18 protein-coding genes and 4 pseudogenes are annotated in these 24,151 nt (G+C 37.8%); 21 read left to right on the top strand and 1 reads right to left on the bottom strand.

Annotation, left to right across the window (positions count from 1 at the left end; translation table 11 throughout):
- Positions 1–174: 174 nt before the first annotated feature.
- Positions 175–1,252, top strand: a pseudogene (xylB, locus tag Q1B07_RS22105) (xylulokinase); the annotation flags it as partial.
- A 23-nt stretch (positions 1,253–1,275) separates the two neighbouring features.
- Positions 1,276–2,238, top strand: coding sequence for an aldose epimerase family protein (locus Q1B07_RS22100; protein ID WP_299094188.1), 963 nt, complete (start codon positions 1,276–1,278; stop codon positions 2,236–2,238).
- A 72-nt stretch (positions 2,239–2,310) separates the two neighbouring features.
- On the opposite strand, the gene Q1B07_RS22095 is transcribed toward Q1B07_RS22100, so the two are convergent.
- Positions 2,311–4,875 (bottom strand): substrate-binding domain-containing protein, encoded by a 2,565-nt coding sequence (locus Q1B07_RS22095; protein WP_299094187.1) that lies wholly within the window; start codon positions 4,873–4,875, stop codon positions 2,311–2,313.
- A 189-nt stretch (positions 4,876–5,064) separates the two neighbouring features.
- Here Q1B07_RS22095 and Q1B07_RS22090 point away from each other — a divergent pair, with 189 nt between their 5' ends.
- The 19 genes and pseudogenes from Q1B07_RS22090 (at position 5,065) to Q1B07_RS22000 (ending at position 23,908) form a co-directional block, all read left to right on the top strand.
- Positions 5,065–5,781, top strand: coding sequence for a LytTR family DNA-binding domain-containing protein (locus Q1B07_RS22090; RefSeq protein ID WP_299094185.1), 717 nt, complete (start codon positions 5,065–5,067; stop codon positions 5,779–5,781).
- Between the two features lie 201 nt (positions 5,782–5,982).
- Positions 5,983–6,985 (top strand): annotated as a pseudogene (locus Q1B07_RS22085) (LacI family DNA-binding transcriptional regulator).
- 190 nt (positions 6,986–7,175) lie between these two features.
- Entirely contained in the window at positions 7,176–8,351 is a 1,176-nt protein-coding gene (locus Q1B07_RS22080; protein ID WP_299094184.1) for a substrate-binding domain-containing protein, read from the top strand.
- Positions 8,352–8,410: 59 nt separating this feature from the next.
- Complete coding sequence (locus tag Q1B07_RS22075; RefSeq protein WP_299094183.1) at positions 8,411–9,907, top strand: sugar ABC transporter ATP-binding protein; 1,497 nt, start codon at positions 8,411–8,413, stop codon at positions 9,905–9,907.
- Positions 9,888–10,868, top strand: a complete 981-nt coding sequence (locus tag Q1B07_RS22070; RefSeq protein WP_299094181.1) for an ABC transporter permease — start codon at positions 9,888–9,890, stop codon at positions 10,866–10,868. Before Q1B07_RS22075 ends, Q1B07_RS22070 begins: the two co-directional genes overlap by 20 nt.
- 126 nt (positions 10,869–10,994) lie before the next feature.
- A complete protein-coding gene (locus tag Q1B07_RS22065) occupies positions 10,995–12,173 on the top strand; it encodes a Gfo/Idh/MocA family oxidoreductase (protein WP_299094180.1) in 1,179 nt (392 codons plus the stop codon).
- Positions 12,170–13,084 (top strand): annotated as a pseudogene (locus Q1B07_RS22060) (sugar phosphate isomerase/epimerase). Before Q1B07_RS22065 ends, Q1B07_RS22060 begins: the two are co-directional and overlap by 4 nt.
- Positions 13,085–13,241: 157 nt before the next feature.
- Positions 13,242–14,276, top strand: coding sequence for a zinc-binding dehydrogenase (locus Q1B07_RS22055; RefSeq protein WP_206021399.1), 1,035 nt, complete (start codon positions 13,242–13,244; stop codon positions 14,274–14,276).
- 59 nt (positions 14,277–14,335) lie between these two features.
- Positions 14,336–15,178 (top strand): sugar phosphate isomerase/epimerase, encoded by an 843-nt coding sequence (locus tag Q1B07_RS22050; RefSeq protein ID WP_299094175.1) that lies wholly within the window; start codon positions 14,336–14,338, stop codon positions 15,176–15,178.
- 207 nt (positions 15,179–15,385) lie between these two features.
- The gene (locus Q1B07_RS22045) at positions 15,386–16,630 is read left to right on the top strand and encodes a substrate-binding domain-containing protein (RefSeq protein WP_366945261.1); all 1,245 of its coding nucleotides are present in this window, start codon (positions 15,386–15,388) and stop codon (positions 16,628–16,630) included.
- A gap of 164 nt (positions 16,631–16,794) precedes the next feature.
- Complete coding sequence (locus Q1B07_RS22040; RefSeq protein WP_299094171.1) at positions 16,795–17,619, top strand: sugar phosphate isomerase/epimerase family protein; 825 nt, start codon at positions 16,795–16,797, stop codon at positions 17,617–17,619.
- Between the two features lies 1 nt (position 17,620).
- Complete coding sequence (locus Q1B07_RS22035) at positions 17,621–18,703, top strand: zinc-dependent alcohol dehydrogenase family protein (RefSeq protein WP_299094170.1); 1,083 nt, start codon at positions 17,621–17,623, stop codon at positions 18,701–18,703.
- Between the two features lie 108 nt (positions 18,704–18,811).
- Positions 18,812–19,645 (top strand): sugar phosphate isomerase/epimerase family protein, encoded by an 834-nt coding sequence (locus tag Q1B07_RS22030; protein ID WP_299094168.1) that lies wholly within the window; start codon positions 18,812–18,814, stop codon positions 19,643–19,645.
- A gap of 31 nt (positions 19,646–19,676) precedes the next feature.
- Entirely contained in the window at positions 19,677–19,976 is a 300-nt protein-coding gene (locus Q1B07_RS22025) for a putative quinol monooxygenase (RefSeq protein WP_299094166.1), read from the top strand.
- 271 nt (positions 19,977–20,247) lie between these two features.
- Complete coding sequence (locus Q1B07_RS22020) at positions 20,248–21,048, top strand: SDR family NAD(P)-dependent oxidoreductase (RefSeq protein WP_299094165.1); 801 nt, start codon at positions 20,248–20,250, stop codon at positions 21,046–21,048.
- Between the two features lie 131 nt (positions 21,049–21,179).
- Positions 21,180–21,404: pseudogene (locus tag Q1B07_RS22015) on the top strand ((Fe-S)-binding protein); the annotation flags it as partial.
- A gap of 20 nt (positions 21,405–21,424) precedes the next feature.
- Complete coding sequence (locus Q1B07_RS22010; RefSeq protein ID WP_299094189.1) at positions 21,425–21,574, top strand: antibiotic biosynthesis monooxygenase; 150 nt, start codon at positions 21,425–21,427, stop codon at positions 21,572–21,574.
- A 299-nt stretch (positions 21,575–21,873) separates the two neighbouring features.
- Positions 21,874–22,875 carry a LacI family DNA-binding transcriptional regulator gene (locus Q1B07_RS22005; RefSeq protein ID WP_299094163.1) on the top strand — a complete coding sequence of 334 codons (1,002 nt, stop codon included), beginning with the start codon at positions 21,874–21,876 and terminating at the stop codon, positions 22,873–22,875.
- Positions 22,876–23,092: 217 nt separating this feature from the next.
- Positions 23,093–23,908 (top strand): sugar phosphate isomerase/epimerase, encoded by an 816-nt coding sequence (locus Q1B07_RS22000; protein ID WP_299094161.1) that lies wholly within the window; start codon positions 23,093–23,095, stop codon positions 23,906–23,908.
- The last annotated feature ends 243 nt before the right edge of the window (positions 23,909–24,151 follow it).

Here is a 24,151-nt window from a genome sequence, read left to right as displayed (position 1 = left end):
CTTTTAAAAACTTAGAAATGTAATTAATTTTTGATTAAATGCATGACCTGAGAGAAGGTATGAATAATTCAGGTTAAAAATGTTAAAGTAAAATATGAAGGTCCAGATTCTACCAATTATTTTGCGTATTAAATATTACAACCCAGAAGAAACAATTAACGGAAAAAGTATGGAGAGCCAGAGCTATTTGAAGAAACATCCGTTTTTATGTTACCAAAAGATTATTTGCGCTTTAAAATGACTGGTCTAATACATACTGACTATTCAGATGCTGCCGGTACACTCTTATTAGACGTAGGTCAGAAAAAGTGGAGTGAAGAATTATGTCAATTAGTAGGTATTGATATAAAAATTTGCCCGCCTTTAGTAGAATCACATGAGTGTGTAGGAACGATTACGGAAGAAATAGCAAAAAAACTGGTTTAGTTCCATCAACAAAAGTATTCGCAGGTGGTGCGGATAATGCCTGTGGTGCAATTGGATCAGGAATTCTTTCGGAAGGAAAAACATTATGTAGTATTGGAAATCTGGTGTTGTTCTTTCTTATGAGGAACGTAATGATCAGGATTTTCAGGGGAAAGTCCATTACTTCAATCATGGAAAAGAAAATGCTTTTTATACAATGGGAGTAACATTAGCTGCAGGATATAGTTTAAGCTGGTTTAAAGATATTTTTGCGGAAAAGGAAACGTTTGAATCGTTACTAGAATTATTAAATGAAGTTCCTATTGGATCAAATGGTCTTCTCTTTACGCCATATTTAGTAGGAGAACGTACCCCATATGCTGATTCCAACATTCGTGGAAGTTTTATAGGAATCGATTCTTCAAATAAAAGAAGTGATTTCGCAAGATCAGTTATTGAAGGAATTACGTTTTCATTGAACGAATCTATCGAAATATTCCGAGAGAATGGAAAGACGATTGATACAATCGTTTCCATTGGCGGTGGAGCGAAAAATGATACATGGCTTCAAATTCAGGCAGATATTTTCAACGCGTTCATTGTAAAATTATCAAGTGAACAAGGACCTGCTGTAGGAGCAGCGATACTAGCCGCATACGGTTGTGAATGGTACGAATCTATCGATGAGTGTGCAGATGTTTTCATATCCTCGGCTAAAACATATACACCTATTCTGGAAAACGTTGAAGTGTATAAACAACTTTACCATTTATACAAAAATGTATATGTACAAACAAAAGAACTAAATGAGCGATTAAGTAAATTCAGAAAAAATAATAATCAGTAGACAAAGTAAAAAGGGAGAATAAAATGAACGTAACGGAGAATATTTTTGGTGAACTAAACGCTCAAAAAGTAAAATCATTTACGGTCAGAAACGATAATGGAATGGAAGTTACTTGGATTGATTACGGCTGTATTATTACCCAGATTAAAGTACCAGATAAAAAAGGAAAGATAGAAAATGTTGTCTTGGGATTTGATACGTTAGAAGAGTATTTAAACACTACATCTTTCTTTGGATCTGTTATTGGCAGAGTAGCAGGTAGAATTAAGCAGTCAAAATTTGATTTAGACGGTATCACGTATCACCTGCCTAAAAATGAAGGGGGAAATCATTTACACGGAGGACTTAATGGTTTTCATACTGTTATTTGGGACTCTCACTTTGAAGAGAAATCTGATGAGGTAACCATTAAATTTTCCCATATAAGTCCTGATGGCCAAGAAGGCTACCCAGGGAGACTTGTAGTGACTGTGATTTACAGTCTAAATAACAATAATGAACTAGTCATAACGTATCAAGGCATATCAGATAAAAAAACACTACTTAACTTAACGAACCATTCTTATTTTAATTTAAGTGGCGATCTTAAGAGGAATATACTAGAGCACGAATTAACGATTAAAAGTGACTGTTTTTTAGAGCTTAATGAATCCTTACTTCCAACAGGTAAGTTCATCAATGTTGAAAACACACCTTTTGATCTTAGGGAAGGAAAAAAAGTACTCGAAGGAATAAAATCCGACTTTTTGCAAAACAAACTTGTTGGAGGTGGATATGATCATCCATTTCTATTAAACACGAATTTTCAAGAAGAAATTTGTTTGGTAGATCCTGCTAGTGGTCGAAAAATGGTGGTGGAAACCAGCTCAAATGTGACGGTACACAATTCTTTAAAGGAAAGAAGTTCATATCAACATAAAAGTATACATAGCCGACTGGATGTATGGGTAGCCGTCTACTTAAAGGGGATAATATCAACCCCTTGAATGAATCCGGCCTCTCCTTTTTATACGGTAATATTGGGGTTGATACTCTTGTTACTGGTATAATCAAGCTAATTAAAAGTACTTTTGAATGGCGAATGGAGCATCTTGACGATAAGCCAGTTTCCAAACCTTTAAGACATTTTCTTTTGTTACTTTCATCGCTGGTACAACATAGAAAGGTGCTACTTCCTTACCAAGTAATGAATATCCCGCAATAATTGCTTGAGCAACTCCATTTTCATAAGGTAATTGGGCTCCAAGACCTTTTACATTTCCTCCAGAAGCAATTTGATATGCCGCATTACTTCCCAAATCAACTGTAGTAATGACTATATCAGTTTTCCCTGCTTTATGTGCTGCAGCTAGTGCTCTTTCCGCGGGTTCATCCCAAATGGCAAAAATCCCATCTAAATCTGGATTTTTTGCTAACATACCAGAGGCTGCTTTTTCCGCATCGTATGGGGTGGTTATTCCAGAACGTGCAACAATTTTAATATTGGGATATTTTTCTTTAATCGTAGTTTCGAATGCTTCTACACGCTGATTATTTACAAAGAAATCAACATTGTGGAAAATAACACCAATCTTACCTTTCCCTCTAAGTTCTTTACCCATGATCTCGGCGGCAAAAATACCATTTCCATAGTTATCAGATGAAACAACGCTTACATAATCTTTACCAAATTCTAATCCTTCAGGCATGCTATCCATAAAAATTAGTTTGATTCCTGCTTCTGCAGCCTTTTTAAAAGTGGGAGCAATTGCCACTGGATCAACCGGTAAACTAACGATAACATCCGGTTTTTTAGCCATGATAATTTCGATATCTGAAATTTGTTTTTCAGGCTTAAATTGTGCATCCGTAACAGCCACGACTTCAATACCCATTTTTTCAAAAGTATCTTTCAAACCACGGATGATCGCAGTTGAAAAGTCATTTTCTGTATAATGCATCGCAATAGCTGCCTTATAATTCTTTTCCTTAAGCTTTTTCAGGTCTTTTAAAGATAACTGGAGTGTTTTGGCTGAAACAGCTACCTCTCCATGCGGCCCTGTGCTTAAAATTTCATCAATGGGAATATTTTGGTTAATCGTACTATTCAGCGTTTCTCTTATGATGGTCAAAAACTCTCTTACATTAAAGGGTTTTGTTACATAATTATCAAACCCCTTGTCTAATGTATATTGAATGTCCTGCGGAAGCGCATTGGCACTTACAGCAATTACTGCAATATCTTTAGTTTGTTTTATTGTTTTTAACCTATCAAATATTTCGTAGCCATGGATATCGGGAAGGTTTAGATCAAGCAGAACCAAGTCCACTTTTTCATTCGCAGCCATTTCTAATCCTTCTTTTCCTGTACGGGCTGATAAAAGTGTATAAGAAGGCTGAGATTTCATGATTTTCCTTACTAAGTTCAAGTTCGACTCGTTATCTTCAATATATAACAAACGATAGTCATCTTCCTTACGGATATTTTTCTCAGTAAGTTCAACCTCTTCACCCCATCTCATGACCGCCTTTAATTCATTTGGAAGCGGCAGACTAAAGAAAAAATCACTACCTATTCCTTTTTGGCTCGTTACACTAATTTTGCCCCCCATTAGCTGGACGAGCTGTTTTACTAAAGACAATCCAATACCTGTACCTTCTTCTTGTGTCCCTTCAATTCGGTAAAAGGGAACAAATACCTTTTGATATTCTTCAACTGAAAGTCCGATCCCTGTATCAGCAACATGAATGATCTGCTCATTTCCTTTCAAATAAGAGAAAATCATAACTTTGCCGTCTTCCCGATTATATTTGATAGCATTATCGAGAAGATTAAGAAAGATTTGTTTAAGACGAATGGGATCGGCAAGAACAAATATGTTTTGCCATTGATCCAATTGGTTATGTATACTGATTCTCTTCTTGTTGGCTTGCGGCTGCACGATATTGATACATTCATTGATAATCGTCGGAAGATCAATCTCTTCGATCGACACTTTTATCTGGCCCGATTCTATTCTTGATAAATCTAAAATATCATTAATTAAACTTAATAAATGTCTCCCTCCACTTAAAATCTCTTGGACAAAATCACGCTGATCATCATTTAAGGTTTCTTCAATTTCTAATAGCTGTGCAAAACCAAGGATTCCATTTAATGGTGTACGGAGTTCATGACTCATTTTAGAAAGAAAGTCGGATTTGGCCTTATTTGCTTTTTCTGCCTCTTCTTTAGCTTGAATTAAGGCATTTTCCATGTTTTTTCGTTCGGTGATATCAGAAATGGTAACAAGGGCAGCCTGTTCTTTATTATCACAAATTTTAAGAGGCGTTGAATTGACTGAGATCCATTTTAGGTCCTTATTCCCGTCTTTAATACCCAATATGAAATCATGGAAAGGAATACCATCCTTAAGTGTGATTATTCCTGGTAACTGAGAATAGGTTAATGGTGTTCCGTCTTCATTTACATATTCTAGTTGCATCGAGCTGGATTGAGTTAAGGACTCTGATTTAATCCCCAGTATTTTTTCTGCATTTTCATTTAGGGCAACCATTTTCCCCGACTTTTCAAGAATCATTACACATTCGGACATGGTCCGAAGGACTTCCTTATATAAGTTTTCCTTATTGGTTCCTTCCATTTTTTCTCCACCATTCCCTTTCGATTCTAAAAACTTCCTAAGCCAGATGTACTGTCTTATACTGTAAGCAGTTAGATTGCCTACTAACTAAAAACTAAGAAGCCATTTATTTCATTTTTTCACATATTATCTAGTTAATACGTTATGTGATATAGTATAAACCAAACTTAATTACATGAGGGATGATTTATGAAAGTTTTGATTGCAGAGGACAATGCACCATCTAGAAAATTGTTAAAGCATTTGATTAAATCTGTTCCGAACTATCAAATTGTCGGAGAAGCAGTAAATGGTGAGGATTTAATCAACAAAGTAATGATGGAAAAGCCTGACATCGTGTTAGTTGATATTAACATGCCTTTATTGAACGGAATGGAAGCGGTTAAATCGTGTAAAAAAATTCTGCCAACCTTGCAGGTTATTTTTATTACAGGCCATGATGAATACGCGCTTGAAGCCTTTGGGGTGAATGCGATCGATTATATTGTGAAACCGATTGAGCGGGGCAGGCTTTATTCCGCTTTAGAGCGGGCAGCAGCCTTTTCGAAGCAAACCGTCACGGTTCCGCCTTCTGCTCCAGTCAAAAAGGATTTAATGATCAAACAGCGTAACCAGTATTCTTTTATTCCGTTAGACGAGATTATTTTTATTGAAAGAGCTGACCGAAAGTCCGTCATTCATATGGTTAATCAAAAATTTGAGTTAAATGAAGCGTTAACCGACCTTGAAGAAATTCTTGATTCGCGATTTGTTGCCTCCCATCGTTCTTATATTATCAATTTGCAATATTTAACGAAAATTGAAGCGGCTGGCCAATCGTACATTGCCTATTTTAAAAATTATGAAGAGACTGCAAAGGTTTCGAAGAATAAGCTTGCAGAGTTGCAAAAATGTAAATCGTTGTAAAAAGTAAGGCTCAGTAATGAAAAGTTACTGGGTCTTATTTTTTAAAAAAATGCTTTTTTTGTTCGAATGAATGAAATGGCTTTCTGGATGAAAAAATCTATTACCCAATTGGACGAAAAGCTTGTCTGAAGGCGATTAGACGACAAATTTGTAAACGATTACAATTCAAGTATAGAAACAGGAAAGGAAAAGAGAACAAAGATGGTTGGGATTGTGGATGTAGCAAAAAAGGCTAATGTTTCTACTGCAACAGTATCTCGAGTATTAACAAAGCCTGAAACAGTAAGGGAAACAACGACGGAAAAAGTGTTAAAGGCGATTGAAGCATTGAATTATCAGCCTAATATCTTAGCACGCCAGCTAAGAAGACTCGAAACGAAGACAATTCTAGTCGTTGTGCCTGACATTACAAATCCCTTTTTTTCAAATGTGTTAAGGGGAATTGAAGCTGTCGCTGTTGCAAAAGGATTTCAGGATTTACTCGGCGATACAGGTAATGATGTGGAACGAGAAAAGGGGTATTTAAACATCCTGCAGCAAAAAAAGCAGATGGAATGGTTTTATTAACCGCCAGAATGGATGCAGCAGCCGTTGAAGTGGTGGCCCGAAGTTTTCCGGTGGTGCTGGCATGTGTATATTGAAGGCTCTAGCATCCCAACTGTTTCGATTGATAACATAGCGGTGCCAGAAAGGCAGTAGAATATTTAATCGACTTGGGACACGAAAGAATTGGCTGCATCTCTGGACCTCTCGATATCGTGTTGAGCCAAGACCGCCTCAAAGGATTTTATCAAGCGATGGCAAGAAAAAACCTGAAAGTTGACCACGTGTTAGTCCAAGAGGGTGACTTCTCATTTGATAGCGTTTTTAATCTTATGATGAAGTTTTTCGCCCTTGGCAAACTCCCTACAGCGATATTCGCTGCAAACGATGAAATGGCAATGGGAGTGACTAAAGCAGTTAAATCTAAGGGTCTTATGGTGCCTGAGGATATTTCGGTTCTAGGTTTTGATAATCTGAAATTTTCCTCCATATTCGAACCGGGTCTTACAACGATTGCACAGCCGGCATTCGAAATCGGCGAGAACCGATGGAATTACTGATGAAACTCATCAACAAAGAGGAAGTCAAGCGCAAGCAAATTATATTAGATGACCAGCTGGTTGTGAGGGACTCTTGTAGGAAGTATTTAAAAAATTTTTGAAATCAATGTAATCTTTTACATTTTTTGTAAGTTGGTAAAATTCCAATTTTATATCTTAAATGTAAACGAATACTAATATCTATTAAACTTTCAATTTATGAAAAGGAGGTGGTGCCACACTTAAGATTTAAGGTGGTGCCAACAAAATAACGAGCTTCAAGTAAATAACAAACATTGTGGGGGTTATGACATGAAAAAGAGTTTTTCACTTTCGGTATTATTATTATTATTCATTTTAAGCATTTTCCTAATCGGTTGTGGTGGTAATAAATCCACTTCTGGTGAACAAGCAAAGACACAAAAGAATGAAAACTATTCAAAAACAGCATCAGGGCCATTAACGATCAATCCAGCTATTCCTAATTTAGAAGTACAAGATAAAGGACCAAATGGCGAACAAGCTGTTTCTGCAAAATCATTACAATTAAATGAGGAAGAACTTAAAAAGATTAAAGATGGAAAATATAAAGCAGCTATTGTTATGCATTACTCCGGTACTGACTATATGAATGCTGCAGTAGGTGCAATGCAAGATACATTTAAGAAGATGGGAATCGAAGTAGTTGCTGTTACAGATGCACAGTTTAAAGCAGAAAAGCAAGTAAACGATATTGAAACCGTTTTAGCGAAAAAACCCGATATTATGATCTCTGTTCCAGTTGATGCAGTATCCACTGCACCAGCTTATAAAAAGGCTGTTGCACAAGGCGTTAAATTGGTATTTATGGATGGAGCTGCAGAAGGCCTTGTCCCTGGAAAGGATTACATTAGCATTGTGTCTGGTGACAACATGGGTAACGGAGCAACAGCAGCAGACATACTGGCTGAAAAACTTGGTGGAAAAGGTAAAGTTGCTATTGTGTATCACGATGTAAACTTCTTCGTAACAAAAAACCGCTCTGATGCATTCGAAGCAAGAATCAAAGAAAAATATCCAAATATTGAAATTGTAGACAAAGGCGGTATTACTGGTCCAAACGATGCTGAAAAAGTAGCTTCTGCGATGCTTACAAGAAATAAAGACATTGATGGAATCTTTGCTCCATGGGATGTACCTGCTGAAGGTGTTATGGCTGCTGCCCGCACTGCAGGAAAAAATGAACTTGTTGTAACCACTGTTGACTTGGGAACAAACGTTGCGATCTCGATTGCACAAGATGGAATCGTGAAAGGACTTGGAGCACAGCTGCCATATGACCAAGGTGTAGCACAAGCCATTCTTTCCGGTTATGCACTATTAGGTAAGGAAGCACCAGTATATGTTGCTTCACCATCGATAAAAGTAACAAAAGAAAATGTAATAGATTCTTGGAAGCTTATCTACGGGGTAAATGCTCCTAAAACAGTTCAAGATGCAATGAAATAATAAATAGGATAGGGGCTGCCCGAAAAGTAGCCTCTACCAAGAAAAGAAGGTGAACTTGGATGGAACAACCTATTCTAGAAATGAAAAATATTAATAAAGGATTTAATGGGATTCCTGTACTGAAAAATGTTAATTTCTCAGTAAAAAAAGGTGAAGTTCACGCCTTGATGGGGGGGAATGGTGCTGGGAAATCTACATTAATGAAAATTCTAACCGGAGTGTATACCGCTGATAGCGGCGACATTCTAATTGAAGGAAAGCCTGTAAGTATTAAGAGCTATGAAGATGCGCAAAAAAACAATATATCAATGATTTTCCAAGAGTTTAGTCTAATTCCGACTCTTACCGTTGCTCAAAACATTTATCTCACTCGCGAGAAGAAAACATCCATTGGGCTACTTGATGACAAGGATTGTGAGAAGAAAACGGAAAAACTTCTTGAAGAATTAGGCGTAGATATCAAACCAAGTGATATTGTACAAAACTTAGGTGTCGGCTATTGGCAGATGACAGAAATTGCTAAAGCGCTTTCTCAAGAAGCGAAAATTCTTATTATGGATGAGCCAACCTCTTCCTTAACTAAAAATGAAACAGAAGTACTATTTAGTTTTATTAACAAATTGAAAGCAAAAGGTTATTCCATCATCTATATTTCTCACCGGATGGATGAGATCTTTGAAATATGTGACCGAATTACAATATTACGTGATGGCCGATATATCACAACCGAAAAATGCAGTGAAACCGATCTTGACACCGTTATTCAACATATTGTCGGTATGGAGTTTGACCAAGCATTTGAATGGAAGGAACGTGCTTACGCTACTGACGTACCGTCGATATTTGAAGTGAGAAACTTAACAGCCGGAAATGTTCAAGATATCAATCTTAAAATTCAGCCGGGTGAAATCGTCGGAATTGCCGGGCTGATGGGAAGCGGGAGAACAGAATTACTTCGAAGTTTGTTTGGAATTGACCCGATTGAGAGTGGAGAAATCTACGTAAACGGACAAAAACAAAGGATTAATAATCCAAGAAATGCGATCGATGCCGGTCTTGCTTTGATTCCGGAGGATCGCCGAATGCAAGGCTTGGTTCTTGAACATAGTGTCAAGGATAATATGATTCTTCCAATTCTTTCGAAGGTTAAAAAAGGAACTTTTATAGATAATAAAAAATCAAATGACATTAGTAATGATTTTGTTCAAAAGCTCAATATTAAAACGGATCATATTTTTAAACAAGCAAGACTGTTATCAGGTGGTAATCAGCAAAAAATTGTTCTAGCCAAATGGCTGGCGAATGATCCTACCGTCCTTATGTTGGACGAACCAACCATCGGTGTAGATATTGGTGCAAAAACGGAAATCGTTGAAATTATTCGGGCAATGGCCGAAACTGGCAAGGCAATCCTTGTGGTCTCATCTGAACTCCCAGAACTGCTTGCCTTGAGTGACCGTGTGGTCGTCATGCATGATGGGAAAATTAAAAAGGAGATGTCTCGCAAGGAGATTAAATCAGAGGAGGAATTACAATATGCAATCCAAGGTTTCTAATTTACAAAAGCCGGAAACTCCGGTATTGAAAGGCTTCGAGTGGCGCAATTATATTGTTTATTTCGCTTTCGTAGGAGTATTAATCTATTTTTCTATCACCTTAAGTGATGAAGGATTTTTAACATCAGGAAACTTGTTAAATATTGTTAGACAAACAGCCACCATTTCCTTAATGGCGTTGGCGATGACATTTGTAATCAGTACAGGAGAAATTGACCTTTCTGTAGGTTCCATTGCCGCTCTTTCTTCCCTTGTAGGTGCATTGGCAATTCAAGCCGGTTATGGCATTGTGGGAGGACTTATTGGCGGTGTAGGTACAGGACTTGTGGTTGGTTTAATCAATGGTTTGCTTGTTACCAAGGTAGCGATTCCTTCCTTCCTAGTAACATTGGGAACAATGGGAGCTGTTAAAGGATTTGCGATGTGGATTACAGACACAGCACCAGTTCCAATTGTAGATGCAAATTTCAACTTTATTTTTGGATCTGGTGACATTGGTCCAATTCCGGTACTTCTTATCTGGACTCTAGTGTTTACGCTTATCGCTCATGTGTTGCTTCGTAAAACAGCATTCGGCCGTCAGGTTCTTGCTACAGGTGGAAATGAAAATGCTGCAAGGTTCTCTGGTGTTAAGACGATGAAAATCAAGTTGATGGTTTTCCTAGGTACAGGATTAATGGCTGGTTTAGCCGGTCTTCTCTATGCAGGTCGTATGAATGCAGGACGTTTTTCCTTTGGTGAAGGGGATGAGCTTTCTGTTATCGCAGCGGTTATCCTTGGAGGAACAAGCTTGTTTGGTGGTGTAGGAACGATCATCGGAACGATTGTAGGTTCCTTGATGATTGGTACGATTAATAACGGTTTGATCATTATGGGTCTGGATGTCAGCCAGCAAATGATTATCAAAGGAATTATCATTATCTTGGCTGTGGCATTTGGTAAAAAAGCGATAAAGAGATAGGTTTTTATAAAATTGAAGTTACCTCATGTTCAAATTATATATATAAATATCTAGGGCATGAGGTAACAATCTTAAAAAAGTACGTTATCAACAACATGAGAAAACTTATGTAAAGGAGGAAGAAAAATGAGGAAGATTAAAGTTGGTATCATTGGTACCGGTTTTATCGGGCCAACTCATATTGAGGCCATCAGAAGACTGGGCTTTGTTGAAGTAGTTGGGTTGGCGGAAACCAGTCAGGAAACAGCTGAAAAAAAAGCAGTTGAGCTTGGAATCCCGAAAGCTTATGGTGATTACCGTGAAATGCTAAAAGACAGTGAAATCCAGGTAGTGCACAATTGCACACCAAATCACCTGCACTTTGCAATTAATAAAGAGATAATTTTGGCAGGAAAGCATGTCGTTTCAGAAAAGCCGCTGGCAATGAACAGTGAAGAATCAGCAGAATTGCTGGAGCTTGCAGAAAAACACGGCGTAGTCCATACGGTGAACTTTAATTACAGACAGCATGCAAGTATACAAAACTTACAAGCGAAAATCACAAATGGTGATCTTGGGAAAGTGAATTTGGTCCACGGAAGTTACTTGCAGGACTGGTTGTTATTTGAAACAGATTATAACTGGCGTTTAGCGCTGGAAGTAGGCGGGAAATCACGGGCGGTAGCGGATATTGGGTCCCATTGGTGCGATACTGTCCAATTTGTAACAGGTAAAAAGATTGTGGAAGTATTTGCTGATTTAGCAACTGTTGTTCCAGTAAGAAAGATGCCTACAGGAAATGTAGCTACTTTTGGTGCCCAGAATAAAGAAGATATGGAATATGAAGATGTTCTAATCAATACAGAAGACTATGCATCCGTTCTAGTTCGCTTTGAAGATGGATCAAGAGGAGTCTTTACGGTATCTCAAGTAAGTGCCGGCCGGAAAAATAGACTAAGCTTTGAAATCAACGGAAGCCACAGCTCTGTTTTCTGGAACCAGGAAGAACCAGAAAAATTATGGATCGGACACCGGGATAAAGCGAATGAATTTCTTTTAGCAGACCCTGCGTTATTCTCAGCGGAGGCAAGATCAGCTATCCATCATCCAGGTGGGCATAATGAAGGCTGGCCGGATGCATTAAAAAATATGATGTTAAATTTCTATTCTTTTGTTCGCGATGGAAAGAGCCTGAAAACAGACAAGCCTAAGTTTGCGACATTTGTAGATGGCCACATTTCCATGTGTATTACAGATGCCATCTTGGAAAGCCATCAGCAGCAGAAATGGGTGAAGGTTCAGGCAAGCAAGGAGGTTCTAGTATGAAACTAGGTGTATTTACTCCGCTGTATCAGAATCTGCCATTTGAAGAAATGCTGGATAAATTAGCAAGCCTGGTGTTGAGACCGTTGAATTGGGGACAGGGAATTATCCCGGCAACCATCACTGTAATCCGGATGAATTGCTTGTCTCTCCTGAAAAAGCAAGAACATTCCTGAGAACGCTTGAAACTAGAGGACTAACGATCAGTGGAATAAGCTGCCACGGAAATCCGCTGCATCCTGATAAAAAGTTTGTTCCCATGAGGTTTGGAGGAAGACTGTTTTATTGGCGGAACGCTTAGGCATTCCAGTTGTAAATGGGTTTTCCGGCTGTCCGGGTGATCATCCTAACGCCAAAAATCCAAACTGGGTTACTTGTTCGTGGCCTCCGGAATATTTAGATGTGTTGAACTGGCAATGGAACAAAGTCGTGATTCCTTATTGGAAAGATGAAGCGAAAATCGCGAAAAAGCATGGCATTAACCAAATTGCCTTTGAAATGCACCCGGGGTTTGTAGTCTATAATCCTGATACACTACTAAAGTTATGAGAACATGCGGGGGAAAACATTGGTGCCAATTTTGATCCAAGCCATTTAGTTTGTGCCATTTTCCATTTCCAGGCGAAGGACACTTATTTAGATCAAGCCAATATTAGTGTAAAAGGTGTTTTAGATACAAAGCATTACAGCCAAATTTTAGATCGCTCATGGACATTTAGATCTGTAGGTTATGGCTCGGATGAAAAATGTGGAAAGATATTGTAAGTGCCTTAAGAGCGGTTGGTTATGATTATGTGATTTCCTTTGAACCTGAAAATATGCTTGCTTCAACAGATGAGGAATTAAAGAAAGCGATTTCTCTTTTAAAAGGTGCCATGTTTAAGGAACAAGTTACTGATATGTGGTGGGCTTAATTTTTGTTTGATAGAACAATTTTGATCGGAACGTTATACGGTTTTATATAAAAGGGGATATGGCGGGCTGTATTCTACAGCCCTTATGTAATCAATAAAAACAAGTTGTGGTGGACCTTAGTTTTATAATTCAAATTAACTTATTGGAGGCAGTACGATGACAACAATGCAAGCAGTATTTTTTCCAGGAGACAAAAAGGTAGAAATTCGTCAGGTTGAAGTCCCAACACCAGGACAAGGAGAAGTACTCATTCAATTAAAGGCGTCTGCTATTTGCCGCAGTGATATGAGCTTATACTACGGAACATCTGTTTTTGAAGGAACAAAATGTGGATGTACGGTGCCTGGACATGAGCCTGCAGGAGTTATTACAGAAGTAGGTAATGGTGTATCTAATTTTAAGCCCGGTGATCGGGTTGCCGTTTACTTAGCATTAGGCTGCGGTGAATGTGCTCATTGTAAGAGTGGCTACAAAATGTTCTGTAAAGAATTTAAGTGCATCGGTTTTGACTCTCATGGCGGCGACGCTGAGTATATGGTAGTTCCAGCTGAAAACTGCATGAGACTTCCAGATAGTATGAGCTTTGTAACAGCTGCCGTGTCAACAGATGCAGTAGGAACCCTTTATCACGCTCAAAAGAGATTGGGAATTTCCGGAAGAGACTACCTTGTTATTTTTGGTATGGGCCCAATGGGCGGTGCCGGTGTGATGATCGCCAAAGGATTAGGCGCAACAGTTATTGCTGTTGACATGCTTGATGAGCGATTGGAGCTTGCGAAAGAATTAGGTGCGGATTACACCATCAATGGTAAAACAATGAATGTTCAAGAAGAAATTGCCCGCATTACAAATGGTGCCGGCGCAGACGCAGCGATTGATTGCTCCGGAAGCCCATATGCTGAAAATGATGCACTAGATTGTGTGAGAGCGCACGGCCGCGTGGCATTTATTGGTGAAAGCAAAGAAACAACAATTAAACCTAGTCAACAGCTAATTCGTAAACAAATTTCGGTGATGGGTTCATGGTACTTCCCAATTCAAGAGTTCGATGAGATTGCTGAGTTCATTGTCAGAAAAAATCTCCCTGTTGAAAAATTAGTCACTCACCAATTTAAATTGGAAGAAGCGGAAACTGCATTCCGCATGTTTGATGAAAGAAAAACAGAAAAAGCAGTATTTGTTTGGGAATAATGATTAATAAATAACAAAAATTAGTTTATTGTGACTTAATTTTTAAGGAGGATAAATGAATGAAGCTTTCATTTAATACTTGGGTTTATAATTCTTTTCCATCTATGTTGCCATTTTATCCATTAGAAGAAGTGATTAATCGTTTAGCGGCATTTGGTTATGATGGAATTGAAATAGGTTGTGCGAGCCCGCATGCTTGGCCGGATTATCTCTCCAATGAGAGAAGAAAAGAAATAGCTCAACATTTAAAACGGAACAATCTTAATGTTGCGGCTATGCTTCCCGCACCTGGGGGAGGACCTGGAGTCAATCCATGCTCGGCTTTAAAAGAAGAGCGTGAATTTACGATAAAACATTATAAAGAAGTAATTCGATTAGCACATGACTGGGAATGCCCAACTGTTATGTGGCTTGCAGGTTGGTTTGGTTTTGGAATGAACAAACAGGAAGCATGGAAATATAGTCTGGAAGGTTTGCAAGATGTTGCAAAATATGCGAAAGATCTTGGCATCACATTAGTAGTTGAACCTCAAGCTGCTGATTGTAATTTAATCGAATCAGCGGATGATGCTTTGCAACTGGCAGAAGAATCAGATGAATCCAATGTGAAAGTGATGTTTGATACTTTCCATGCCCTATATCGTAACGAAGTACCGAGTGATTATGTATATAAAATGAAAAATAAGTTACATCATGTTCATATTTCGGATGACGATCGATTACCGCCTGGACAAGGAACTGTAAATTGGGATTCCGTATTAAAAGCATTAAAGGAAATCGATTACAAGGGCTACCTCTCAATGGAAATTGGATTCCATACAAGAAAAGCGGATCCCGATTGGTATGCAAAAACCTCGATTGATTATTTGAAAGAAAAATTAAAAGAAATTGGCTGTGAATAAGCATTACCTCATATTTTTAAGATGATTTTAAAACGGGGCTAACCTGGGTAGCTAAAATTCTACAAGGTTGGCCCGCTTGTACTAAAAATTTTTACTTTGTTATGGCATTAAAAATACTAGTATTTGATTTTCATAGCAATACTAAAATTTAATCATAGAAAAAAATTACAGAGTGTCAAAATACTAGTAAATATAATCCATCGTGAGATGTCCACTAAAATTTTTAATCGAAATTATTTTAAAATTCAACATTATTATACTAATAAATTATTGGGGGATACTATGAAAAAACTTACTTCACTAATCGTTACGGGACTTTTAATTTCTAGTTTGGCTCTTACGGGTTGTGGAAAACAAAGTTCAACTACTTCAGGGGAGCAAAAAACTGAAAAAGTTGCACCAGCAAAAATAACTTTTCCTCTTACAATTAACCCAGAAATAACAAGCGATCAGGAAATTTTAAGTAAGGGTCCAAACGGAGAAACAGCAGTACCTGCAGCAACTTTGCAATTGTCTGAAGAGGATGTAAAGAAAATTAAAGAAGGTAACTTCAAAGCGGCTATTTCCATGCACTATGCAGGAAATGATTTCTCAACTGCCATCATCAATGGTGTAAAAGAAACTTTTGAAAAAATGGGCATAGAAGTTGTGGCTGTTACGGATGCACAATTTAAGCCTGAAAAACAAATCTCAGATATCGAAACCATCATGGCTAAAAAACCAGATATTATCGTAAGTTTGCCGGTCGATCCAGTTGCTACTGCTCCAGCTTTTAAAAATGCTGCAGAAGCAGGCGTAAAATTAATATTTATGGATAATGTGCCAAAAGGATTCCAAGCTGGAAAAGATTATGTAAGCGTTGTCTCATCAGATAATTATGGAAACGGTATTTATGCAGGTGAAGTCATGGGTGAAGTGCTTAAAGGAAAAGGTAAGATTGGGGTTATCTTCCATGATGTTGACTTCTTTGTAAATAACCAGCGTAAAGAAGCATTCGAAACAACGATTAAAGAAAAATATCCAAATATTAAAATTGCTGTAAGTGGTGGAATTATAACTCCTAACGATGCTGAAAAAGTAGCCTCTGGTATGTTGGCAAGACACACAGATTTAGATGGTATTTTTGCGATTTGGGATGTACCAGCGGAAGGAACTCTTGCTGCAGCTCGTACAGCAGGGAAAAATGATTTAGTCATTACTACAGTGGATTTGGGAACTAATGTAGCGCTTCAAATTGCTTCTCGAGGAAATATAAAAGGTCTTGGAGCCCAATTACCTTATGAAAATGGAGTTGCCCAAGCCCTTGTTGCTGGATATTCATTACTTGGTAAGCAATTAGATCCATTCTATGTTGTTCCAGCGATGAAAGTAACACAGGAAAATGTCTTAAAGGTTTGGAAAATGGCTTATCGTCAAGATGCACCAGAAGTTATTCAAAATGCTGCAAAATAATTATTAATTAGAAAAGTAGATTACTAAACTCCCTAGAAGAGAACTAAAAACTCAATAGAGGCGGCCGCTTTTAAATGCGGCCTCAAGTTATAGAGTGTCATATATTTGTCAATCTAGGGGAAGTTATCATAGACAACTAAAATTGGTGATTAGGAGATGTTCCAATGATTAAGTACTCTTACAATACGTTAGTATACGCAGGAGAAGATATTGAAACAAGTATTGCTAGACTAGCTAAAAATGGTTATGACGGTGTGGAATTTGTTGGCGAGCCAGAACAAATGGATGCTGACCGCATTAAAGAATTACTTGATAAATATAATATTGAAGCCTCGACGATTTGTGCCATTTATAATGCTGAAAGAGATCTAGTCTCCAGTAATGAAAATATTAGAAGAAATGCTGTCAATTATTTAAAAAGCTGCGTCGATTTTGCCAGCAAAATCGGAGCAAAAGGAATCTCTCTAACTCCAACTGCTTGTATGAAAATTTTTGGAGAGACAGATCGAGAAACAGAGCTAACATGGGCTGAGGAAGGAATACGGGAAGCAGGTATTTATGCTGGAAAACATGGTGTTCGATTGACAGTAGAAGCATGGAATCGCTACGAAAACTATTTAATCAATCGATTAGAGCAATCACTCGAGCTGGTTAATCGTGTTAATCTGCCAAGCGTAGGAGTTATGGGTGATACGTATCATATGAATATTGAAGAAGTCGATATTGCGGATACCATCAGAATGGTTGGAGACAAATTATTTCACCTTCACATCGCCGATAGTAATAGAGCGGCACCAGGCAGGGGACATATAGATTTTAAACCAATCGCTCAGGCTTTGCGCGATATTAACTATAGTGGGTATTTAACCATGGAGCTATTGCCTCCGTTTGCAGATCCATTTAATGGAACAAGATGTGAAGAGTTTTATGATCAATATACAGAAGAGTCAATCGTTTTCCTGAAAAAATTATTTAAGGAGGAAGTATAAAATGACTCAGAACACATTAGTTAACAATCAAGGTATAGAAGCAGGATTTGATCAAAAAGAAATGAAAGCTGCGGTAACTTACACAGCACATGACTTAAAAATTGAAACTGTACCTGTTCCAGAAATTGAAGATAACGAGGTTCTTATCAAGGTTAAAGCTTGTGGAATTTGTGGAACAGATCCTCATATTTACAACGGTCATTTCCCTGCTCCTATGCCATTAATTCAAGGTCATGAATTTGCTGGTGAAGTTGTCAAGGTAGGAGCTTCAGTTACCAGTATAGCAGTTGGTGATCGAGTAACAGCTGATATTAATATTAGCTGCGGAAATTGTTATTTTTGCCGTACAGGCCAAAAGCTTTTCTGTGAGAACATTAAGCAACTTGGTGTTCATACGAACGGAGCGTTTGCTGAATTTGTAAAGGCACCAGAAAGTAATACTTATAAGTTACCTGAAGGAATGTCTTGGGAGGAAGGTGCTTACATTGAACCGCTTGCATGTGTCATCCGCGGGCAGGAGCGTGCAAATGTAAGAATGGGAGATATCGTTGCCATTATTGGGGCAGGTCCAATGGGACTGGCACATGCTGTTATGGCAAAATTAAATGGTGCAAGTAAGGTAATTATTTCTGAAATGAATAAAGCGCGTCTTCAGAAAGCAAGAGAACTAGGAGTAGACGTTGTTATTGATGCATCAGAAAAGGACCCTATTCAAGAAGTCTTTAATACGACAGAAGGAAGAGGTGCTGATGTTGTATTTGAAGTAGTTGGAGCAATGCCAACCTATAGACAAGCATTCCAAATGGTTAGAAAAGGCGGGACAATCGTAGCCTATGGTGCGGCCCCTGCTGATCAAACGCTAGATGTTAAGCCATTTGAAATCTTTAGTAAAGAACTGACAATTGTAGGCTCTTATGCAGGCACTTACGGAACTTGGACTAAGGCGATTCAATTGCTTTCTTCGAAGAGATTTAATCCAAAAGCGATCTTCAGTAAGACAATTAAATTAGTTCAATTAGAAGAAGGAATTGTAGAGGCAGATAAAAACAAAGACACTATTAAAATCTTAGTTGAAATTGAATAATAAATGAACTGAGTATTTTTCAAGAGAATGAAAGGGATAAAGTTGTTTTTATCCCTTTCATTTATTCCACATTTTCAAAATTTTAAGTTGTAGGGAGCGATTATAAGAATGTTCAAATATAGTGCTACTCAATGGATATTCGGAAATGAAAGTTTAGAAGTTAGCTTAAAAAGGCTAAAAAAATATGGTTATCAGGGTGTCGAACTAGCTGGGGAGCCGTATTCCATTGATGTTGAGGAAACCAAAGAACTTTTAAAAAAGTATGAGCTGGAATGCAGCTCCATATGTGGTATTTTTACTCCTGAAAGAGATCTTTCCTCATCAAATGATGAAATTAGAAAAAATGCAGTTGAATATGTGAAAAAATCGATTGATTTAGCGAAATCTTTGCTTGCCTCAACTGTTATTGTAGTTCCTACATGTGTGGGTAAACTTAGTCCAGAAACAACTTTTGACGAAGAATGGTACAATGCCGTTTTGAGCGTGAAAGAAGTGGGGCTTTACGCTAAGGAACAAGGAATCACCCTGGCTATTGAAGCATTAAATCGTTATGAGACCTATTCAGTTAATAACCTGACTTTAGCCTTACGTTTTGTTGAGGAAGTGAATGTAGAAGATGTAGGGATTATGGCTGATCTGTTCCACATGAGTATAGAGGAACGAAGTATGACTGAATCGATAAAGAAGATTTCACGTTATCTTGCCCATATACACATCGCTGATAACACAAGGGAAGCAGCGGGACTGGGGCAAACGGATTTTGGACCAGTCATTTCCCTACTTAAAGAACTAGGTTATAAGGGCTATATTACGATGGAGTTCCTGCCTCCGGTTTCAAATCCTTACGTGGCTTCAGGCCTTCAAGGTGAATCTACTATTTTTGATGACTTCACGAAGCAATCTATCGAACATATGAAAGAAATTGTTGAAGCGATATTATAAAAGAGATTAAAAGTAAAGGTGGAACTTATTAATGATTATTATTCATGCCTATCTTAAAGTAGATCCACAACAACGTCAAACATTCTTGGACCAAGTTAAACTAGTTACGGAACCTTCTCAAGCAGAAGAAGGGAATATTAGCTATCAATATTACGAAGATCCAGAACAGCCAAACACATTTGTGTTTGTAGAAAAGTGGAAGGATCAAGCGGCAATTGAGGTTCATGAAGCTACCGCTCATTTCCAAAACTTCGTTAAAACCGTCCCAGGACTATTAAGCGCACCAATCCAAGTACAACTATTCGAAGCAATTGAAATAAAAGGTGCCTGACCCTGCAACAGTAAAGCGTTGATTGAACAAGGGCCAGACCCCTAGTACGGTGAACCGTTTACTCAGTGGGACTTGCCCCCCATCACAGTTAAGATTAATGAGTCACTTCTCAATTTGACAGTTTGGTAATAAAGGACAAGGGTTAACTCTCTACTTATTAGTGAGCAAGAGTTGATCCTTTTCTTATAGTTTTTAACATGCCTTATTTTCGGTTGGTACATTAAGTACTATAGAATCTTTTGGCGAACTTAATAGGAAGGAATGATCAGAAATGAAATTACAATTAGAAAATAAAACGGCCATCGTAACAGGAGGCAGTAAGGGAATAGGGAAAGCAATAGCAAAGGCTTTAGCAGAAGAAGGAGCTAACGTTGTCATTTGTGGCCGAGGATTAGATGCATTATCGGAAGCAAGAAATGAGATCGAACAAGTTGGAGGAAAGGTGATTGCTGTACAAGCAGATTTATCAAACCAAGAAGATGTAGAGCGCCTTGTGTCTGAAACAGTTAACTGCTTTAAAACCATCGATATACTAGTTAATAATGCAGGAGTTGTCAATCGATTCGATGATTTCGAATCTTTGGAAATAGAGGATTGGCAGAGACTTTTTGAAGTCAATCTTTTTGGAGCCGTACGCGTAACGAAGGCCGTTATCCCCTATATGAAACAGGGAAAATATGGGCGAATTATCAATATTTCTTCTGAATGCGCAGAGCAGCCGGATGCGTTTATACCACATTATAATGCTTCCAAAGCGGCACTTAACAATTTTACAAAGAGCTTATCAAAAGCCTATGCAGCAAAGGGAATATTAATCAATACCATTTCCCCTGCATTTATCATGACACCATTGTTGGAGAACTTGTTAAATGATTCCGCAGTGCAACAGAATATCAGCTTTGATGAAGCCGTACAGGCTTTTCTAAAGGAGAATCGCCCTCATATTGAAGTAAAAAGACCTGGCAGAGTAGAAGAAGTGGCTTCAGCTGTCGTTTATTTAGCATCAAGTCAGTCATCTTACATTAACGGAGTGAATCTTCGAGTGGATGGCGGCTCTGTAGCAAGTGTATAACTAACACCCTATAACCTTTGCGGGCATATGCTACATTCTAAAAGATACTTGCTTTTCTATTTACTGGTATAGCAATAAATCTTTTTGCCCGCTGAGCTTTTAATTTTTATAATTAGTTACTATAAGGGGACATGCAGTGCGGTGCTGGTGGAGGCTTAATGTGGATGGAAGAAGATAAGGGAACACGTATCAATGTTTCAAGAACAGAACAGCTTCTTGAAACAAATCCACCCATCATTAGTACAGGGTGCCCATACTGTTTAACAATGATCAGTGATGGAAAAAAAGCGAAAGAAGTAGAAGAGAAAGTACAAACATTAGATGTTGTTGAAATTCTAGAGAAGTCAGTAATCTAAATAATTTAACCTAGGATCGTATTGTTTTTATGGAGAAGTGGAAGGATCAAGCAGCCATTCAACAGCATGAAGAAACGTCTCATTTCAAGAAATTTGTCAGTGATGTTGAGAAGTATTTATTGAACCATTGCATGCTGAATTATTTGAAGCTTCGGTACTGTCATAAATAGGACCATGTTCATTAAAGAGCAAGCTGGAAAGGTTAACGCTAGTGTAGACTAAGAAATAGAATAAAAAAGAGATGAAACAAGAGATATAACTTATATAACAAGAAAACTGAGCAATTAGAGCTGAGTTTTCTTTTTTTTAATATTTATGCTTTTTTTGTTTATATGGATAAAATGGTTGTTCAAAAAGCGGATAAACGAGTTCGAATGATAGATTTTTTTGTCTAAAGTCAATTAGACAATATTTTTGTACACGATTACAATTCCATTATAGAGATAGAACAAGAAAAGAGAGTCGTAAAATGGTGCGAATTGTAGATGTGGCAAAAAAGGCAAAAGTTTCTACCGCTACAGTATCGAGAGTATTGAGTAAACCTGGCACTGTAACGGAAGAAACAACTGAAAAAGTATTAAAAGCAATTAAAGAATTAAACTACCAACCTAATGCTTTAGCTCGCCAGCTAAGGAGATTAGAAACCAAAACCGTTCTAGTCGTTGTCCCAGATATTACGAATACTTTTTTTTCCAAGGTACTAAGAGGAATTGAGTCTTTAGCAGTCATAAACGGATATCAGGTCTTGCTTGGGGATGCGGGAAATGATATTGAACGAGAAAACGGGTATTTAAACATACTCCGCCAGAAAAAAGCCGATGGAATTATTTTACTAACGGCAAGAATGAAGTCAAAGAGCGTAGAGGAAATGGCCTTCGAATATCCCGTAGTTCTCGCATGTGAATATATAGAAGGCTCAACCATTCCGACTGTTTCTATTGATAATATTAGCGGTGCTCGTAAGGGAACAGAACATTTGATTAATCTCGGGCATAAAAGAATAGGTTTTATATCGGGTCCTCTAGATAGTGTGTTAGGACAGGACCGGTTAAAGGGATATTGCCAGGCGATGAGACGGTACAATCTTACGGTCGAACCTATTCTAATACAGGAAGGTGATTTCTCTTATGAAAGTGGTTTTAAGATGATGATGAAATTTTTAGCTCTGAATGATCCTCTGACAGCCGTGTTTGCAGCTAATGATGAGATGGCATTTGGAGCGATAAACGCAATCAAATCAAAAGGGTTAAGCGTTCCTCATAATATCTCTGTGATAGGATTTGATGATATAAAATTTTCATCTATTTTTGAACCGGCCCTTACAACGATCGCACAGCCAGCCTTTGAGATAGGGACGAAAGCAATGGAATTACTTATAAGATTAATGAATAGAGAAAAAATCGAAAGACATCAATATATGCTGGAAGATCAGCTTATTACACGCGATTCATGCTCTAAATATATTGTATAAGGAAATAAGAGTTCTTTTGAAAATTCATATAGTAATTAAAACAAAATTTATTTTCCTTTTTTAAGGATCTTGTAATCGATTACAAATTTTGGGAATAAAGCAACCATAAATCCGATTAAACAGGGATTTATAGTTTTAATTTAATATATAGATGTAATCCATTACAAATATAGTTGGTGAAAGTAACACACATTATTTCGAAAGTGGAGGAGAAACAATGAAACTAGGATACCAAACAAATACGTGGGGCGGGGTAGTAGGACACCCGGCCGGAGTAACTTCGATAAAAGATCTTTATTACCTTGCGAATGGTTCAACGGAAGAAGCTTTAAAAGAGATTGCTGAAGTTGGATATAAAGGATTTGAAATTTTTGACGGAAACTTGATGGAGTTCAAAGACAAAAAAGAAGAATTTAAAGCGTTGCTGTATCAATATTCTCTAGAATTTATCGGTGTTTATACCGGCGGGAATTTTATCTTCCCAGATATTTTAGAAGAGGAGCTATTAAAAATCGAGGATGTTGCGGCTCTTGCTTCTGAATTAGGCGCGCGGCATTTAGTTGTCGGTGGAGGAGCCGTTCGTACGAATGGCATTTTAGAAAGCGATTACGCTGATTTGGGTAATGCTCTTAATCAAGTGGTAGCGATTGCGGAAAAATACAATCTCATTCCAAGTTATCACCCGCATTTGGGAACAAACGTAGAAGCTCCGAACCAGTTGGACAAGCTTATGCCGTTGACGACGATCAATCTTTGTCCAGATACAGCGCATATCGAAGCAGGCGGCGGTGATCCGATAGAAGTGATTAAAAAGTATTCGAATCGCATTAAATACATTCACTTCAAAGATTATCATAATGGTAAATTTCTCCCTTTAGGAGAAGGACATCAAAAATTCGATGAAATGATCCAGTTGTTAGATGAACTTGGTTACGATGATTGGATTACGGTGGAATTAGACAGCTATGATGACCCAAAAAAAGGAGCAGAAATCAGCCGTAACTTTTTAGAAAGCTTCAAAGCTACATTGTAAAAGGATATTGTGAGCAGCTGCTATATATGGCTGTAATATTTTAAAAGATATTAGAAGAAAATGTCTTAGATTCATGGAATGGTGTTTACTATAAAATTTTTCCGGATGTCATTCAAAGGGCACCCGAGCTTACTAAATAATTGACTACTTTTATTAGGAGGATTATAAGTCTGAAATGAATACTCTGGGCACCCAGTTAAAAAATGGGCATAGCAAAACAAGCCATCGATGATGACTCAACTG

The sequence above is a fragment of the uncultured Metabacillus sp. genome (genome assembly GCF_947503125.1).
GTDB lineage: Bacteria > Bacillota > Bacilli > Bacillales > Bacillaceae > Metabacillus.
Note: the sequence above shows the minus strand (reverse complement) of the source record. Positions and strands in the feature narration are given on the sequence as shown.